Raw genomic sequence first — 17,773 nt, forward strand, 5'->3', positions numbered from 1 at the left:
GTGCGCCCTACACGGGGACACCCGAAGTTTCAAGGCATACCGCACCTTTTACGTGACTTTGGGCCGGAGCGGTCTGTAAGCGGGCGCAATGAGCAGCACGCCCCTCACCTTCTATAACAGCCTTACGCGCTCGCTGGAGCCGTTCGTCCCGATCGATCCCCGCCTGGTGCGGATCTACACCTGCGGGCCGACGGTGTATAACTATCAGCATATCGGCAACATGCGCGCCTTCCTGTTCGCCGATACGCTGGGGCGCGTGCTGCGCTGGAAGGGCTTCCCGACCAAGCACATCATCAACATCACCGATGTCGGCCATTTGACCTCTGACGCGGATGCCGGCGACGACAAGATGGAAAAGGCCGCCGCCGCGCAGGCCAAGTCGATCTGGGAAATCGCCGCGCATTATACTGCGGCGTTCAAGGAAGATGTCGCGCGGCTCAATATCGATCCGCCCGCCGAATGGACCGTCGCCACCGACCACATCCCGCAAATGATCGCATTCGCCAAGCGAATCGAGCAGGATTGCTACCTCATCGATGGCGGGCTCTATTTCGACACCACGCGCGTGCCCGATTATGGCAGCCTGGCGCGCGCCGTGTCCGACGCAGGCGAAAGCCGGATCGATCCGGTCTCGGGCAAGCGCCATCCGCAGGATTTTGCGATCTGGCGGCGGTCGCCCCCCGGCGAGCAGCGCCAGATGGAATGGGATTCACCCTGGGGCAAGGGCGCACCCGGCTGGCATCTCGAATGCTCGGTGATGAGCCTGCAGCATCTTGGCCACCCGTTCGACATCCACACCGGCGGGATCGACCACCGCGAGATCCATCATCCCAATGAGATCGCGCAGAACCAGGCGTTCTGCGCGTGCGACGACACCGGCGCGCGGCTGTGGATGCACAACAACTTCCTGGTGGACCGCGGCGGCAAGATGTCCAAGTCTACGGGTCAGTTCCTGCGCTTGCAGACGCTGGTCGATGCGGGCTTCCATCCGCTCGCCTACCGCATGATGTGCCTGCAGGCGCACTATCGCAGCGAGTTGGAATTTACGTGGGAGAACCTTGCCGCCGCCTTCACGCGGCTGAAGCGGCTGGTGATCGCGCGCGACGGCTTGCGCGCCCGCGATGACGGCACGCTGAAGGGCGATTCCGAACCCTATCTGGCGCGGCTGGAAGAAGCGGTCGGCGATGATCTGGGTACCCCGCGCGCGCTGCCGGTGCTGGACGAGTTGCTGGCGGACAAGCGCCTGTCGCCCGCGACTCGGTTGCAGGCGCTCGACGATTTCGATGCGGTACTGGGCCTCAACCTCGCCACGCTGACCCGCAGCGAACTCCGCGTGCGCCCGGTGACCGCGATCGTCACCGAGGCGGACATCGATGCCCAACTCGCCGCTCGAAAAGAAGCGCGCGCGGCAAAGAACTTCGCCCGATCAGATGAGATTCGCGATGCACTCGCGGCGGTCGGTGTCGAGGTGATGGATGGTGATGCGCTGGCCTGGGACTGGAAATTGGCGCTCTGAACACACCCCCTTTTCTTCCGCCCGGCCCACGTTAAGCTTGCCCCTGCATCAACCGGGGGGGATAGATCATGCAGGGGCGCGTATTGGGTTTCGACACCCATTTGGGCGAGGGCGTGATTTCATCGGAGGATGGCCAGCGCTATCCTTTCCGCGCCGAGGAGTGGCGTCAACGCGTACCGCCGCACCCCGGGCAAAGAGTCGATTTCGAAGCGGCGCAGGATCATGCCAAGGCCATCTACGTCATCGGCGGCAGCGGCTCGATGGTGGCCGACAAGAACCGTATCGTCGCCGCGCTGCTCGCCTTTTTCCTTGGCAGCCTCGGCATTCACAAATTCTATCTCGGCAAGACCACTGCGGGCGTCATCATGCTGCTGTGCGGAACGATCGGCTGGTTCCTGATTTTGCCCGGCGTCATCAACGCGCTGGTCGCCTTTGTCGAATTCATCATTTACCTCATCACCCCGGATGAAGCGTTCCAGCACAAATATGTCGAGGGCGACGCATCCTGGTTCTGATTGCCCCAAGTGATCGTACTTGAGAGGAAAATTCCATGAAGGCCGTCCTCCCTGCCCTAGCGCGCGCTTTGCTGGAGCCGCGTCTGCCAACGGGGCTGGAGGTGACCTGGGTGACGACGCGCGAGGAAGCGACGACCGCGATGGCCGATGCCGATATCGGTTGGGTCGACCTCTATCCACACGGGCTGACCCCGGAAGCCGTGGCGGCGGGGACATCGCTCAAATGGCTGTTCACCGCGATCGCCGGGGTCGAATCGCTCGATTTGCCGACACTCGCCGCGCGCGGGACGGTGGTCACCAATGGCGCGGGCATCAATGCCATCGCGGTGGCCGAATATGCCGTGCTCGGCATCCTCGCCGCCGCCAAGCGCTTCGACAGGGTGGTGCGCAGCGCCGACCGCCACGAATGGCCCGATTATGCCCCGGGCCGCCTCGAACTGTTCGAAACAGCCGCGCTGATCGTCGGCTATGGCGCAATCGGGCGCTTGATCGGCGAACGGCTCGCCGCCTTCGGTGTCGCGGTGACGGGGGTAACCCGCTCGGGCCAGGGCGGCACGCTGACGCCCGATGCGTGGAAAGCCCGGCTCGGCGATTTCGACTGGGTCATCCTCGCCGCCCCCTCGACCGACGCGACCAAGACGCTGATCGGCGCGGACGAGCTGGCGGCGATGAAGCCCGACGCCTGGCTCATCAACATGGCGCGCGGCGACATGGTCGATCAGGACGCGCTGATCGCGGCGCTGACCAAAAAGACGATCGCCGGGGCCTTCCTCGACACCGTCACCCCCGAACCCCTGCCCGCCGAGCATCCCTTATGGTCCGCGCCCAATGCGATCCACAGTATGCACCTGTCGGGCCGCAGCCAGACCAAAATGTTCCAGCGCGCCGCAGCATTGTTCCTGCGCAACCTCGATGCTTTCTTGGCGGGCAAGCCGATGGTGAATGTCGTGGATTTGGGGGCGGGGTATTAAGGCGAGGCACATCCTCTGCGGCAGGCAGAAATCGCCCATTTGCGGACGTCCGGCTTCGCGCTACGATCTGGTGATGGCAGCCTGGCAATTCGTCATCGATCTCATTCCAGCATCTTCGGCCCGCGTCGCTGGAGTTACTGCTGCACGCATGAGCCGCGAGCAACTCGATGAAATTGATCTCTGCTTCTCGAATGCCGATGCCGAGGTGCTGTTTGCCCGGCTAGACACGCTCCTCACCGAAAAAAAGTCCTGGTCTGCCAGCCTGCGGATTTGGGGTGATGAGAAAACGGACGACATTCAGGTTGGCTTCTACGGTCAGGCCATTGAAGACATTCAGTTCCGTCTAAACGTAGGAGACCTTTGCCTACCCCTAGTCGGCGGCATCTGCGACCTTGCGCGCCATTTCGATTGCATCCTTGCTACCCGAGATGGCGCGATAATTCAGCCTAACCGGGAAGCTGTCGTGAGGACGATCCTGCAATCGCGGGCGATGCAGTTCGTTCGAGACCCTCATCGCTTTTTGGAAGAGGCAATTCGCTTGGACCGAGAAGGCGCGTAACGGCAGCTTTCCACCAATCCCTCTCGCCCCATTTCATCCCCAAACCCCATTTACCCCATCTGGGAAAATTCCCGCTTGCCGCACTTACCCTGATTGGGTAATGCGCCGGCCATGACGACGATGGCCGGCCTCAAGATCAAGCACTTTCGCGAAGAGCGCGCGCTCAGCCGGGCGGCGTTCGGGGCGTGGTACGGCGCACCCGGCTCCACCGTCCAGGGCTGGGAAGAAGATGGCAAGCGCGCCAGCGGCCCGGTCGTCAATCAGATCGCGGCCAATGGCATCGCCACCCATGCCGATTGGTACATTTCGATTCGCACGGAGAATGACATGAGCAGTTGGGCCCCCGATAGCTGGACGCGCGCCGATGCCCGCCAGATGCCCACCTATCCCGACGCGGCGGCGCTGGACGCGGCAACCGACACGCTCGCCAGCTTCCCGCCTTTGGTGTTTGCGGGCGAAGCGCGCAACCTCACCGCGGATCTCGCGCGCGTCGCCGAGGGCAAGGCATTCCTGCTGCAAGGCGGCGATTGCGCCGAGAGCTTTGCCGAGCACAGCGCCAACACCATCCGCGACACCTTCCGCGTCATTCTGCAAATGGCGGTGGTGCTGACCTTCGCGTCGAAGCTGCCGACGGTGAAGCTGGGCCGCATGGCCGGGCAGTTCGCCAAGCCGCGCTCGTCCGATGTCGAAGTGCAGAATGGCGTCGAACTCCCCGCCTATCGCGGCGACATCGTCAACGATATCGAGTTCACGCTCGAAGGCCGCCAGCCCGATCCGCAACGCATGATCCGCGCCTATAGCCAGTCGGCGGCGACGCTCAATCTGCTGCGCGCCTTTGCCGGCGGTGGCTATGCCAATCTCGCCCAAGTCCATCGCTGGACGCTCGATTATATGGGCCGCAGCCCGTGGGCCAAGAAATATGCCGAGACCGCTGACCGTATCGGCGAAGCGCTCGACTTCATGGCCGCCTGCGGCATCAGCCCAGAGACGGTGCCGCAACTGGCACAGACGCGCTTCTATACCAGCCATGAGGCGCTGCTGCTGCGCTACGAACAAGCGCTGACGCGGCAGGATTCGCTGACGGGCGACTGGTATGACACCAGCGCGCACTTCCTGTGGATCGGCGATCGCACACGCTTCGAAGGCAGCGCGCATGTCGAATATCTGCGCGGGATCGGCAATCCGATCGGCATGAAGTGCGGGCCGAGCCTCGAGCCCGACGCGCTGCTGCGCTTGCTCGACACGCTCAACCCCAACCGCGTGCCTGGCCGCATGACGCTGATCACGCGCTATGGCCATGACAAGATCGAGGCGGGCTTGCCCAAACTCGTGCGCGCGGTGCTCCGCGAAGGGCATCCGGTGGTATGGAGCTGCGATCCGATGCACGGCAATACGGTGAAAGCGGCGACGGGCTATAAAACCCGCCCGTTCGACCGGATTCTGGCGGAAGTACGCGGCTTCTTCGCCGTCCACCGCGCGGAAGGCTCAATCGCGGGCGGTATTCATGCCGAGATGACCGGGCAGAATGTCACCGAATGCACCGGCGGCGCGGTCGACGTGACCGAGCAATCGCTCGCCGATCGCTATCATACTCATTGCGATCCCCGGCTCAATGCGGGGCAGTCGATCGAGCTCGCTTTCCTGCTGGCGGAAATGCTGAACGTGGAGATGGCGGAACGGCGGCGCGCGGCGGCCTGAACCGCCCCGCGCCGCGCGGATCCGTTAGAGCGCGCTGCGGCCCTGCAGCAGGCGCACGACCACGACGATCAAGGCGATCACCAACAACAAATGGATCAACCCACCGCCAATATGAACGGCAAAACCCAGCGCCCACAGCACCAGCAAAACGACGACGATGGTCCACAGCATCGGAAATCCTCCCATTACGCCACTCCGCAGGTGCGGGCGGTATCGGCTAAGGAAACGCCCACGCGCCGGGCAGGTTCCGAGCGCGCGGCACTTCGCTTGACGCAGCGAGACGGGATCGGTAAGGCCCCACCTCCGCCTTACGGCCCCTTCGTCTAGCGGTTAGGACGTCGCCCTCTCACGGCGAAAGCACGAGTTCGATTCTCGTAGGGGTCACCATTTTCGGCTCAACCCGCAGAAATCCAGCATTTACGTTGGTTTCACCTCCGCCTGGTACAGCGAGCGGGTACAGCGGGACGAATTATGGTGGCGATGGCGGAGCCCTGGCGGCATCCTGAAACTGGAACTTTCTACCTTCGGCGGCAGATCCCGAAACAGCTTCGCGAGGAGTTCGGCGGGCGTCAGCTCTGGAAGAAATCCCTCGAGACGAAGGACTCGGCGGAGGCCCGGCGGATATTCGCCGCAGCCAATGCCGAACTGGAAGGCCGGTTCGCGGCCGCCCGCGCGGCGATCGACGAGCGGACCGTCGGCACGCGGCTGACCGCAGCACAGGCCGATGCCGCAGTCGCGAGGGCATGCGCGCTCCACCGAGGGAGCCGGCTGGACCGCTTCCCCGCCCTGTCGAACGTATACTGGGCCGAGGAGGCGGCGGCGGCGAAGCTGGCCGCCGGTCGCGTCTCCGTATTCCTCGAATCGTCCCCCGCCGGCCTCGCGGCGATGGATCCGGCCAACCTGCCCGGAGATGTGTGGATGCGCATCTTCAAGACGCGCCCCCGCAAGGACATCCTCTTCATGGCGGAGCACATGATCCTGTGGGTGCACGGGTCGTTCCGCAGCGAGGGAGGCTTCGGCGACATCGCGCGCAGCGCGGACAACGACTGGGCGCTGACAGAGGCCGTGACCAGTGCGATCGAGCGGGAGCAGGCCGATCTGCGCGTCCTGGCCGCCTCGCCCTTCCGGCCGACCGGGACGCGGCTTCGTCCCGGCATGCTGCTCGGAGAGCTGTTGACCGAATGGAAGAACAAGACGCCGGCACCCGGACAGCAGGGCGCGCACGAGACCGGCACGACGGTGGAGGACTTCATCGACTTCGCAGGAGACATACCCGTCTCGCAGATCGGCGGCGACCACCTCTACAACTTCCGGGACGCGGTGGCGTCACTGCCGAAGGCCATGCCGCTGGCGCATCGGGCCCTCACCTTCTCGGCGCGGATGGCCGCATGCCGCGATCTCTCGGGGCCGAAGGTAGCGCCCGCCTCGGTCAAGCGCCGCGTCGGACACCTCCAGGCGCTGCTCACCCACGCGTTCAACCAGCGTTGGATCGAGATGAACACCGGCAGCGGCATCCGCATCGAAGGCTACACCAAGAACACAGGCGGCCGCCGCCCATTCCTCGACGATGAGTTGGCGAAGCTGTTCTCGGGCAAACTCTTCCTGCAGCCCAAGAATTGGTCGGAGCGAAAGGAGTCTGTCGGGGATATGACGCTCGCCTGGCTGTTCCTGCTCGGCCTGACCAACGGATCGCGCATCGAGGAGATCGGCCAGACCGAACTTGCGAATGTGAAGCGAGACGGCGGGGTACTCTATCTGGATCTCGGCTCAGATGCAGTGGTCAAGAACGAGACGTCGCGACGCATGATACCAATCCACGAGGTCGTCCTCAGCCTCGGTTTCGAGGCGTATGTATTGGCGTTGAGGGAGGCCGGGCAGACCAGACTGTTCCCGGATCTTCGTCCAAACAAATTCGACAAATTGTGTCAGGCGGCCTCGCGGGTCGCGAACCGACTGATCGACAAGGTGGTGTCCGACGATCCCCGGATCGCGTTCCACTCCCTCCGGCACAACTTCAAGGACCTCGCACGCGACGTTCCCATCGAGAAGTACATCGTCGACCAGATCATGGGACATGCCGGCATATCGACCGGCGACAAGTACGGCATCGGCGCGAGGTTAAAGACTCTCAAGCGCGAACTGGACCGGGTGACGTTCGAGATGATCGACTGGCCTGCAGTGAGGAAGGCATTCGGCTCGATCGACTGGGAGAAGTCGGTGGGAGGACGAGCATGAGGATGTGCTACGTCGTCTTCACCGATCCCGGCCATGTGTTCGAGAGCATCCACCGCTCAGTCGATGGCGCTACGGCCGTGGCTAGCGCGTGCGGCGCAGCCTGCATGCCGGATGGATCCGTGATCACGATGAGCGGGGTCGCGGCCATACTCCGGGTCGAAGCTGCCGTCTCGCTGCACTGTCATCCGGAAGACGGAGGCGGTCTTGTTCACATCGAACGGCATGCGATTCTAGTCTAGGTGCGATTCTCGGCAGTCGGGACGGGCCGGCGAGCGCATCGTGCTGGTGATGAACGAGGCGTTCGGCTCTCCGACCGCCCCTCCCTTCGACCTGGCCCACCTTCGCCACCCGGCGGCCTGGAACCTCCACGAGGGCGCGCCCGCGGCCGAGCGCCGCAAGGCGGGGTCAGCATTCGCCGAAAAGATGGAGGTGATCCTGACCGCTTCGATCGCCCAAGTCCTCGCCTCCCGCAGGCCCGCACCGCCGGACGCCGACGCGGTTTCCGACGTCGCCGCGCGGATCTCCGAGCTCCGCATGCGCACCGCGCGCGGCGATGCGCCCGCGCTCGTTACCATGCCGAGACTGTCGGTGCTGATGGCGCCCTTCACCCGCCCGACCTACATCGACCCGGCTGTGGTCAAGGCGGCACGGCTCGACTTCGTGCCCGACGGCTATGAGCAGGCGGAGGCCGGATCCGGTCCCGGGCAGTGGGTGAGCCACGATCCGGGCGTGCGGCGCGGCGATGCGCCCAACCCGGAGGCGCGCTGATTCACGCGGTTGCCCGCTGGTGGCATCGTCGAGGAGGTGGTACCGATCGGGGCAAGGATCGACGACAACCGGACCATCGTGTCGACGGCCTCCAGCTGGAGGCGACCATCCTCGATGCTGCCCGTCGCCTCGCTGCCATACTATCCGCTATCGGCTCGACAGGGCGGATGGTGATGGAGGCTTCGCTGAACGGGACAGAGGGCGTTCAGCTGGCCGCCCCGCGATGGCTCAGCCGACCGCTCCGCCTGCCCGGCCTCCCTCTCGGGACCGTCGTGCTAGACGCGGGCCGGACGGATCCGCACGTCCTGCGACCGCTTTTCGACGCTGCGTGGCTGGGGAGCGGCTTCGAGGACGGCACGCCAAGTTTCGCCGGCCAAGCGTGGAAGGGCGACACCACTCCGGCCCTCTACGAACCGCTCGTCGTGCGCGGTTCGATCTGGTGAGCCCCGAAAACGTCGCGCCGATACATTTGGCGCGCTAGAACCCGACCGAAGCCGGGCAGCCGCCCAGGAACAGCCAGAGACGAAGCGATGCAGTGGATCAAGCAGACTGACCTCGACACCTGGGCGGACCGCAAGGGAAGCCGGATAGAGTTCCCGGTGATGGTCCGCGACCTGATCCTCGCATCGTCCCCGGACCCCGCCGACATCCGGCACATCCGTTTTCCGGGCGGCGAGTCCGGTGAGGTCCGCGGCTACGACGGAGACCTGACGACAGCGGTCGGGTCGACATACGTGCCCGCCGGGCGGTCCGTCTGGGAGTTCGGCACGAACGAGGACCCAGTCGCCAAGTTCAAGAGCGACTACAAGACCCGCGTCGATGGCCTTGAGACGGACGACCAGAAGGCTGATGCGAAGGCTGTCACCTTCGTCTTCGTAACCCCGCGCAATTACAATCACCCCACGGTCAAGCTGCCAGACTTCCTGAAGGAGTATCGCGAAGGCGGGCACTTCGCAGACGTCCTCTATTACGACGGGGCGATGCTCGAGACGTGGCTGGAGCAGCACGGGGCGGTCGGTGCGAAGCACGCCCGCCTCGTCCTCGGGCACGTCCCAAAGATCGGAGCGCGAAGCACCGAGGAGTTCTGGAGCGATTTCTCGAAGGAATACAATCCGGAGCTGACGGAAGCGGTCGCGCTGTGCGCTCGCACGGAAACCGCGGGCCGGATCGTCAGCCATCTCATGAGCAACCACGGCTCTCTGGTGCTCGTCGGCGACGGCCCCGACGAGGTCAGCGCGGTCGCCGTTGCGGCCATCCGCAACGCGGAGAAAGCCGACCGCGACTATCTCGAGGCGCGGACGCTCGTCGTCGACACAGACGAGGCGGGCCGGCGCCTGTCGATCGCCGACCGCTACAGTTTCATCGTGTCGCCCTCAGTCAAGGACGTCGGCGCCGCGTTGTCGACGTTCGGACCAGCGGTCTCGACGCTCGACTACCGTCCGAATGGAGGACGGCACGAGCGTCTCGAACGACCCTCGATCCGCGACATGAGCGAGGCGTTGCAGTCCATGGGTTACGGAGACGAGGAGGCCGAGACCCTCGCGCGCAAGACCGGTAGAAGCCTGACCGTCCTCCAGCGCCACATCGGGCGCACCGGCGCGAAGCGGCCGGAATGGCGCACCGATGGCGGGCGGCTGGTTCCCGCGCTGCTCGCCGGTGCCTGGAACTCTCGGCAGGATGGCGACCGCGCGATCGTCGCTGAGCTGAGCGGCACGGACTACGAGACCTACGAGGCCGGACTGCGGCGGTATCTTGAGATGCACGACACGCCCATCGACCTGCGGGCCGGTATCTGGAAGCTGCGCGCGCCGGTCGACGGGTTCGTCAACCTGTCGCACCTTGTGACCGAACGGGATCTTCGCACATTGGCCAGCGTGGCGCTCAAGGTCTTCGCGACGGCCGATCCACCCGACATCGCGCAGGAGCGTTTCGGCGTCTCGACGGCTCCCTACAGTTCGATCCTGCGCGACGGCATCGCGACGACGCTGCTGATCGTCGCCGCCATGCACGAGGAGGTCGGGCTTGAGGCGATGGATCGGCCGGCGCAGTTCGTGGCCGATCTCGTCGCCAGCCTGCCGGGGCTGACGGACGACCCACGCGTCATCTTCGCGCTCGAGCGGCAGCTGACCTACCTGATGGAGGCGGCCCCCGACCCTTTGCTCTCGGCCCTCGGGCAGATGCTCGAGGGCGACCATGACCTCACCGCGCAGTTCTTCGTTGAGACGCTGAACCACGGCGTCGCGCGGTCGAAGCTACCGAACCTGCTCTGGGCGCTCGAGCTCCAAGCCTGGGATCCGCAATACTTCCGCAAGGTGGCCTTGCTGCTCGCCAGGCTCGACTCGCTCGATACGGGCGGCAAGTCCGGCAACAGGCCAATCGACAGCTTGCGCGACGTCTTCGTTGCGTGGTCGCCCGGGACGAATGCGACGCTCGCCGAACGCATCGCCGTCCTCGACGAGATCATAGCGCGCCATCCCGCGACGGGCTGGCGACTCACCGCGCTTCTCCTTCCGCGGTTCCACGACGTGAAGGGACCCACGCAGCGTCCGCGCTTCCGCGACGCCGGGGCGTCCGAGCGAGAGGTGCTGACGGTGGGCAAGGTTCACGAGACCTACGACGCCGTGACCGACCGGGCGCTCTCCGGCCTCGGCGAGGATGCGGTCCGCTGGAAGGAGGTTGTCGACGCCTTCCCACGCTTCTCGCCCGAGCGGCGCGTCCAGTTCCTCGAGATGCTCACCGCGCACGCGTCCACGGTCGTCGGCGAGGAGCGTATCGATCTCCGTCGCCAGTTGCGCGCCATTGCAGACCGGCACGCGCGCTTCCGCAACGCCGAGTGGGTGATGCCCGAACCCGAACTCGCGCGCCTCCAGCGCATCGTCGCCGGTCTGGAAAGCACCGACCCGATGGGCCAGGCGCGGGCGCTCTTCGACGAATGGATGCCGCTCTACGCGGAAGACTACGCCGAGGCAGAGCGGGCGCTGGATCAGCGGCGTCGCGCCGCGGTGGCCGAGCTGGCGGCGTCCGGCGGCGCGCAGGCGGTGCGCGAGCTGGCCGGGATCGTCCGCATCCCGAGGCTCGCGGCCTACGCCGTCGCGGTGGGGGTCAGGGACGAGGACGTCCTCGAGGACCTGCTTAACGACGGAGACCCGGGAGCCCCCGCCCCCGAGTTCGCGACCTGGCTGGCTGGCAACATGCGCCTCGACCGCGGTCCGTCGTTCGACGCCCGCATCTCCGAGCTCGCCGACAGGCACCGATGGTCGCCAGTGCGGACTGCATCGATGCTTCTAACGTGGCCGGAGGAACCGGAAACCTGGAGGCTGGTCGATGCGCTGGGCCCTGAGGCAGTTGCGCACTTCTGGAGTAACCGCGAGCCTCGGCGGTTCGAGGGTGACGCGACCGACCTCCAGACGCTCGTGCGCTCCTATGTCGCCGCCGGGCGCGCGGGGACGGCGCTCGAGGCGATTCACGACCGGGAGAAAGACTTGGATTGGTCCACGGTCAGGGAATTGCTGTCCGCGCGCGCGGCCGAGATTTCGACGCGGGGTCTGCGTAGCGACATGGACGGTTGGCACGTATCCGAGCTTTTCAAGGAACTCCGCACGCGGGAGGGCGTCGACAAGGTCGAGCTTGCGCGCCTGGAATACGCGTTCTTCCCCGTCATCGAGCACGAGGACGCCGACCTCGCCTTGTTCGACCTGATGGCGACGGACCCCGAGTTCTTCGTCTCGATCCTGAAGGACGTCTATGTCGAGGACGGCACCGATCCCGGCGAGCAGAAGACGACCGAGGAGGAGCGGCTGCGCGGGAACGCTTCGCACCGCATACTGATAGCCTTCGAGCGGATGCCGGGCGCGACGGAGGGCGTGGTGGACGACGCGGCGCTGACCGCATGGGTCGATGGCATGATCGAGGAGGGCGTCAGGGCGAAGCGCAGCGCGGTCGTCCCGATGTATATCGGGCGCGTGATGGCCCATGCGCTGGAGGATGGTGGCGTGTGGCCGCCCGACCCGGTTGCGCGCACCATCGAACGTCTGGCTTCGGACGACGTGGAACGCTCTATCATGATCGAGCGCTTCAACATGCGCGGCGTCTACACCAAGGCCATGTTCGACGGCGGCAAGGACGAGCGCGGTCTGGCGACCCTGAACCGGGGTTGGGCGAGCGCGCGGACCGCGTTCCCCCGCACCAAGGCGATGCTCAACGCGATAGCGGATCGCTGGGACGAGGACGCGAAGCGCGCCGACGAGGAGGCCGAACGGGACAGGTTGAGGTTCGACGGATAGGCGCTCGGCGACCATTCATCGCCGCGACCTCAGGCGCAGACGTCGACCCATTCGGCGTCGGCGAGCGCGGCGAGCCTTTCCGGCGACAGCCTTGCCGAGGCGGTTCGCGAACCGGCGGCCGGGAAAACCTCGACGAACCGGAGGAGCGAGGCGTCGCAGAAGACCGCGATGGGCGTCGCGAGTCCGAACGGGCACACCCCGCCCACCGGATGGCCGGTGAGACGCTCCGCCTCGTCTGCCGGCAGTATTCGTGGTCGGACGCCGAAGCGATCCTTGACCTTCCGGTTGTCGATCCGCGACGTCCCGGAGGCGACGACCAGTATAACCCGGTCGCCGGTCCTCAGCGCGATGGTCTTCGCAATCTGCTCCGCCCCGACGCCGAGCGTCTTGGCCGCCTCAATCGCCGTGGTGACGCTCGCCGCCTGCTCGATAATCTCGACATCGGGCGCGCGCGACGCGAAGAAATCGCGGACCGCCGCGACTCCCATCAGAGCGGCTCCCTAGACGGACGATCGATCGGCGCTGGCCGCGGGAGAATACCGTCCCTGGCTGGTCCCTCGTCCTCGTTAAGGCTCAATCGTGCGGGTCGCACGATCAAGGCTCGCAGAAACCCTCCACCGCGGAGCCGAGCGGCACGCCCTTGAACTCGCACTCGACGTCGGCGATCGAGTCGGCGGTGGTGATCGTGACGGAATCCTTGAACTCCTCGGTCACTTTCCTCCCGCCGCCCGCTCCCTTGAAGTAGGTCACGCGCCCCATGACAAGTGTTCCGCCGACAGCCTCGTATTCGATCGTGTAGGTGACGACGCCGATCGCCGTGGCGACAATCACGGCGGGACCCCACAGGTCTGGCGCCGCATATGCATTGAACGCCCGTCTGCGGAGCGCGTGCGCTTGTTCAAAAACTTCCGCCACTCGCCTCTCCTACGGTATGAGCTCTAGCGGAGCGAAGTGTGGCGCCGGACCAAGCGCCTTCGCCTTCGCCGCGCACGTGGCGGACGATGCGACCATCACGGCTTTGCGGCAGTCCAGGTAGATCGCGCCCGCTAAGTCCATATAGTCCGTCAGCGCCTTGATGCGGTCGTCGATGGACGGCGTCGGCGCCTTGAAGATCGTCGGATGGTCGCGCGCCGCGTAGCTGTCGGTCAGCGCCTGCAGCGCCTCCATGTAGTCGTAGCGGAACCCGACGATGCTCGCCTGCGCCTCGGTCGCGGGGTCGATGAACTTGGCGAATAGCTGGTCCGACAAAGCCGAATACGGCGTCACCTCCACGAACACGACCTCGTTGGCGTCCTTGAACTTCCCGTCGGCGCCGTAAGCGAGAATGTTGGCGAGCCAGTTGCTCGGTTGCTGATCCTGCGCGGGCCCGCCCCGCACGTTGTATTTCATGGCCGACTTGGACGCGAGGTCGGACCACGCGTTCGCGTCGGAGACCGCGCCGCCGAGGATCTTCTGGACTCCGATCGACACCGACGTCGAATTCGCCCCGGCGGAGCTGTCCATGCGGACCGCGAAGTCCATCGAGCCCACTATGTGCTCGCCGAACCACACCTTCGATATGAAAGCCTGCCCGCACGACTTCGTGAACTGACGGGTGGCGTCGGCGGAACGCAGTGCGTTGCGCGCGAGCGCGCTCGGGGACAGCGCGGCCGATCCCGGAGGACTGACCAAAATCATGCTGTCACCGACGACGCCCTTGTCGACCTCGATGTAGCTGCTGAAAGAGCTGTAGCCGTTGGCTTGGGAATCCGCGTGCGAGGCGCCGAGCGAGAACGCGTAATAGGTGATCGTGGCGGACACGCCGAACGAATGTGCCGACGAATGCTGGGAATAGTTGCTCACGTAGTTGATCTGAGACCAGTTGCGGGGGCTAGGCACGCCCGCGACCGCCGACGCGTAGACCGCGGCGTCCGGTGCGTAGTTCACGCAGCGGTTGGGAATCGGGCTGTTAGTCCAGATGTCGTAGCCGCCGCCCAGGAGCCCTTCAGCGATGCGACGACGAACGGCGGGGTCCCTGAGATCGGGCTTCGCGTCGGTGGTGGTTGGCGTGATCGGCGCCTGCGGCGTCTTCCCCTTGACCATAGCCTTGGCGTCGATGGGGACGATGATCGATCTCGGCAGGTCCGCCGGCTTCAACTCGATCGGTGGCCCGACCGTTTGCGCGGCCGCGGTCTGCGCAAGTCCGATGATGCCGATGGCGCCTGCAATCGAAGACCTCATGAATTCCTCCCACATCGCTTGAGCAATAGCTTTGGGCGAGTCGGCCAGGCTGAAACGACGATGTGGTCAACTTGCCTAGTAGGAATCTATTACTCAAACGGGAACCCACAATGATCCAAGGCAAGTCAACGCGTCCATTTTGACTTGTTCGCATCACTGAACGTCAATGCCGCTCTTGCCACACTTCGGATGACGCGGGCGGGGAGAGGATGGGCGAAAAAGACTTGCCGCCCCCTACCCTGGCGATGCGAGCGGATCACCTTCGACGCCCACGGATGCCAGGGAATTACCGCCGACGATAGTAGCGGTCAGTGGCGGCACGCGACGCGTGGGCAAGTTGGTGGACGACCGTATCGAGATCGTAGTCGCGCCGAAGCCGCTCGAATCCATCGGCGAATTCGCGACGCAGCAGGTGGGGATCGTGGCGGTCCAATTAAATTCTCCATAACAATGCTACGATCGCTATATGGACCGCTCTTCACGTATTGCAATACCATCGTGACATCTATATGGTTTTTAGAATGGTGAGCATCCGCAAGATCGAGGCCGTGATCACGGCGATGAACGGCAACGACCCCTCGGGTCTCAAGGGTCGGCTCCAGTATCTCAACCTTCAGCGCTTCCCGCCGGGATTTCGCGTCGGAAAGGCGAAACGCGCGGACTACGGCATGGACGAGGTGCTCGCCTTCTCGCTCTGGTTCTCGCTCACCCAGGCGTCGCTCACCCCAGCCTCCGCACTGGCGCTGGTCAGAGACTTCTGGCCAGAACTCTCGCGGCTCTTCATCACCGCGGCTAGCGCCGGCGTGAAGGGGCTCGACGTCCCGTCCGAGAACTCAACCATCGCCGTCATCTCCGGAAACGCGCTCCGTTCCGCCGATCCAGGATCCGACTCCGCCGGCCAACCGGCAAGCCCGTTCGACATCGCGTCCGCGACCCCGGAGACGCTCCCCAAGTCGCTCGGCTCCGGCTTCGACGCGCGCATCGTCATCGACATGGTCTCGGTCAACGCCGCGATCGAGGCCGCGATGGGGCTCGAGCCGACGCCGGTCGGGAAGGAAGGCGTCGCAGACGAGATACGTTTCTTCGCCGAGCGCGAAGGCTGGGCGCGGAAGATCGGCCAAACGGAGAAGGCGCCCGAACTGGCAGTGAGGAAGAAGGTCCCGGAGGCCCGGGGCGAAAGACTGAGCGAGGCAGACTATTACTTCGCACGCGCGCTCGAACTGATCGACGCCACTCCCGGTCTACCGGCGATCGACGACGACAACCCGCCACCGCCGCGTCTTGTCCGAACCGCCCGCTACCTGCTGCGACCGTCGCCGCGCGAGGGGTGGAAGCGCTGGATGTCGGTCGGCGACGGCAACGTGTCATTCTACTTCGGGATCGCCGCGCTCATCGAGCAGACGCTCGGCGTCGCCACGGGCGTCCCCCACACCGCCAGCGACGGCGCGCTGATGCGTCTGACGGACGGCGAAGGCGATATGGAGACGCTTGCCCAGAAGTTGCGGACGACGGCACTCGCGGCACACGATCTTGAACTCGACCCTGCCTGACGCCGAGACGCGCCGCCGGCCCAACTGGAACGACGGTCAACGACGCTCAATGCAGGGAGCCGCGTCCCAGCTCGACCGAAACCTGTAACCTGAAAGGACGCACTTTCCGCTGGGACGAGCCCGGTCCCCTGGCCGCGGGGTCGCGCATCGACTCGCCTCCGCCATCCAGGCGACCGCGTCCGCGTCGGCGGGGATCCTGAGCGGAGCCGACGGATCGGTGGCAGCCTCGAAGATCGCCGGCATGAGTGACCGGCCCATCGTCCTCGCGAAACTGCTTCATCATGCCTTCGATCAGCGGCTTGTAGTCGGCGTTGTCGAGGCCGCGCAGGTGCGGCATCGCGTTGGCACCGAACTGCGTCGCGGGCGAGCGGCGCGGCAGCACGATGTGAACGCGAACCCTGAACGGCGCCATCTCGATCGCAAGGCTCTCCGTGAGCGCGCTCACCGCGGCCTTGCTAGCGCGATAGGTGCTGACCAACGGCAGCGGCTTGATCGTCACCGTCGACGTCATGCGATTATCACGCCGAGCGCCGTTCGGAGCGACCAGGAATAGCCGCTGGACCAGAACCCGAGGTAGGCGCGTCATTGCCTAGGATCGAACGGGAGGGCAGACAGTCGGGATGATCACCGATCCCAATACCACGTTCGTCGTCCGGCTAGACACCAACGAGATGATCGAGCGTGAGAGGTTCGCCGCACTGCTCGCCGCCATTGAGGAGCAGGTCAGGGCCGATGGATTCGCCGGCCCCGACGCCGTCCTGGCCGTAGGCGCGGTCGACCGGGGCAGCGTCGAGGTGACGGTGGCGATCGTCAGCGGCGTCGCTGCGACCCTGCTCGCGATTCCCGGGTTCCTGGTCGCCTTGAAGGATCTGTCCAGGCAGCGCGGCAGGGACCCGAACCCCTTCGCGGTCGCCGTCGGGGAGGTCATGGCGCTCGACGGCGTGATGCGGATCGATCTCCGCCACCGCGACACCCTCGTTACGATCTCCCGGGACGAGGTCCCCTTCGTGCAGCGGATCGCGTTCGGCAGCGACCTGGCACCTGAACATCCGAGAACCCTTCCGCAGGCCATGCCAGCCGAGATCGACGAAGAGGACGATCTGGACCGCGTCACCGAGGACGAGGACCAAGACTGGGTCCCGCTCCTCAAGGCCTCCGACGAGCCGCCGCGTGAGGCCAGTGAGGGGCCATCGGGTCAGGTGAGCAGCCTGCAACTGGTCGGCGAGTTCGAGCATCACGACATGCCCGATGGCACGAGGGAGCTCAGGTTCGTGCCACGCGACACCACCTTCGCGCACTACTTCATCGTCGTCAGCAACACCTACGAGGCCGAGCCGATGGAGATGGTCCAGTATCAGGTGACGGGAAACGTCACGCTGGACGCCGGATCGCCGGGGCAGATCGAGATCGTCAGCATCGCGCCGCCGGACGACGCCATGATCACGTTGAGGACGTAGG

The 17,773-nt window shown here is 65.3% G+C and carries 17 protein-coding genes and 1 tRNA gene; 12 read left to right on the forward strand and 6 right to left on the reverse strand.

The window, feature by feature from the left end:
* Positions 1-88: 88 nt before the first annotated feature.
* The 5 genes from cysS (at position 89) to EJC47_RS10950 (ending at position 5,259) form a co-directional block, all read left to right on the forward strand.
* On the forward strand, positions 89-1,516 hold the full coding sequence (gene cysS, locus EJC47_RS10930) for a cysteine--tRNA ligase (RefSeq protein WP_126847577.1): 1,428 nt from the start codon (positions 89-91) through the stop codon (positions 1,514-1,516).
* 83 nt (positions 1,517-1,599) lie between these two features.
* On the forward strand, positions 1,600-2,031 hold the full coding sequence (locus EJC47_RS10935; RefSeq protein WP_260591543.1) for a TM2 domain-containing protein: 432 nt from the start codon (positions 1,600-1,602) through the stop codon (positions 2,029-2,031).
* 35 nt (positions 2,032-2,066) lie between these two features.
* Entirely contained in the window at positions 2,067-3,002 is a 936-nt protein-coding gene (locus EJC47_RS10940; protein ID WP_126847579.1) for a D-2-hydroxyacid dehydrogenase, read from the forward strand.
* Between the two features lie 73 nt (positions 3,003-3,075).
* Positions 3,076-3,561 (forward strand): hypothetical protein, encoded by a 486-nt coding sequence (locus EJC47_RS10945; RefSeq protein ID WP_185867641.1) that lies wholly within the window; start codon positions 3,076-3,078, stop codon positions 3,559-3,561.
* Between the two features lie 111 nt (positions 3,562-3,672).
* The gene (locus tag EJC47_RS10950) at positions 3,673-5,259 is read left to right on the forward strand and encodes a class II 3-deoxy-7-phosphoheptulonate synthase (protein WP_126847582.1); all 1,587 of its coding nucleotides are present in this window, start codon (positions 3,673-3,675) and stop codon (positions 5,257-5,259) included.
* Positions 5,260-5,283: 24 nt separating this feature from the next.
* Here EJC47_RS10950 and EJC47_RS10955 read toward each other — a convergent pair whose 3' ends face one another.
* Positions 5,284-5,430, reverse strand: a complete 147-nt coding sequence (locus tag EJC47_RS10955) for a lmo0937 family membrane protein (RefSeq protein WP_010407531.1) — start codon at positions 5,428-5,430, stop codon at positions 5,284-5,286.
* 141 nt (positions 5,431-5,571) lie between these two features.
* On the opposite strand from EJC47_RS10955, the gene EJC47_RS10960 reads away from it, so the two are divergent.
* From EJC47_RS10960 to EJC47_RS10980, 5 genes are all read left to right on the forward strand, one after another.
* A tRNA-Glu gene (locus tag EJC47_RS10960) sits at positions 5,572-5,646 on the forward strand.
* Positions 5,647-5,730: 84 nt separating this feature from the next.
* Positions 5,731-7,494 carry a site-specific integrase gene (locus tag EJC47_RS10965; RefSeq protein ID WP_126847584.1) on the forward strand — a complete coding sequence of 588 codons (1,764 nt, stop codon included), beginning with the start codon at positions 5,731-5,733 and terminating at the stop codon, positions 7,492-7,494.
* Between the two features lie 279 nt (positions 7,495-7,773).
* Positions 7,774-8,262: a hypothetical protein gene (locus tag EJC47_RS10970; protein ID WP_126847587.1), complete on the forward strand. Its 489-nt coding sequence runs from the start codon at positions 7,774-7,776 to the stop codon at positions 8,260-8,262.
* A gap of 173 nt (positions 8,263-8,435) precedes the next feature.
* Positions 8,436-8,705 carry a hypothetical protein gene (locus tag EJC47_RS10975; protein WP_126847589.1) on the forward strand — a complete coding sequence of 90 codons (270 nt, stop codon included), beginning with the start codon at positions 8,436-8,438 and terminating at the stop codon, positions 8,703-8,705.
* 87 nt (positions 8,706-8,792) lie between these two features.
* Entirely contained in the window at positions 8,793-12,545 is a 3,753-nt protein-coding gene (locus EJC47_RS10980; RefSeq protein WP_126847591.1) for a hypothetical protein, read from the forward strand.
* A gap of 29 nt (positions 12,546-12,574) precedes the next feature.
* On the opposite strand, the gene EJC47_RS10985 is transcribed toward EJC47_RS10980, so the two are convergent.
* The 4 genes from EJC47_RS10985 to EJC47_RS21025 all read right to left on the reverse strand — a co-directional run bounded on the left by EJC47_RS10985 (position 12,575) and on the right by EJC47_RS21025 (position 15,198).
* A complete protein-coding gene (locus tag EJC47_RS10985; RefSeq protein ID WP_126847593.1) occupies positions 12,575-13,033 on the reverse strand; it encodes a YbaK/EbsC family protein in 459 nt (152 codons plus the stop codon).
* Positions 13,034-13,139: 106 nt separating this feature from the next.
* Positions 13,140-13,460: a hypothetical protein gene (locus tag EJC47_RS10990; protein WP_126847595.1), complete on the reverse strand. Its 321-nt coding sequence runs from the start codon at positions 13,458-13,460 to the stop codon at positions 13,140-13,142.
* Between the two features lie 9 nt (positions 13,461-13,469).
* Positions 13,470-14,765 carry a hypothetical protein gene (locus EJC47_RS10995; RefSeq protein WP_126847598.1) on the reverse strand — a complete coding sequence of 432 codons (1,296 nt, stop codon included), beginning with the start codon at positions 14,763-14,765 and terminating at the stop codon, positions 13,470-13,472.
* 286 nt (positions 14,766-15,051) lie between these two features.
* Entirely contained in the window at positions 15,052-15,198 is a 147-nt protein-coding gene (locus EJC47_RS21025; protein WP_185867642.1) for a hypothetical protein, read from the reverse strand.
* 88 nt (positions 15,199-15,286) lie between these two features.
* Between EJC47_RS21025 and EJC47_RS11000 the strand changes: the two genes are divergently transcribed.
* Positions 15,287-16,315, forward strand: a complete 1,029-nt coding sequence (locus tag EJC47_RS11000; RefSeq protein WP_126847600.1) for a hypothetical protein — start codon at positions 15,287-15,289, stop codon at positions 16,313-16,315.
* A 46-nt stretch (positions 16,316-16,361) separates the two neighbouring features.
* On the opposite strand, the gene EJC47_RS11005 is transcribed toward EJC47_RS11000, so the two are convergent.
* On the reverse strand, positions 16,362-16,826 hold the full coding sequence (locus EJC47_RS11005) for an SDR family NAD(P)-dependent oxidoreductase (RefSeq protein ID WP_221885170.1): 465 nt from the start codon (positions 16,824-16,826) through the stop codon (positions 16,362-16,364).
* A gap of 109 nt (positions 16,827-16,935) precedes the next feature.
* On the opposite strand from EJC47_RS11005, the gene EJC47_RS11010 reads away from it, so the two are divergent.
* Positions 16,936-17,772 carry a hypothetical protein gene (locus tag EJC47_RS11010; RefSeq protein ID WP_126847602.1) on the forward strand — a complete coding sequence of 279 codons (837 nt, stop codon included), beginning with the start codon at positions 16,936-16,938 and terminating at the stop codon, positions 17,770-17,772.
* The last annotated feature ends 1 nt before the right edge of the window (position 17,773 follow it).

This window comes from Sphingomonas sp. TF3, assembly GCF_003985085.1.
In the GTDB taxonomy this organism is placed as follows: Bacteria; Pseudomonadota; Alphaproteobacteria; order Sphingomonadales; family Sphingomonadaceae; genus Sphingomonas.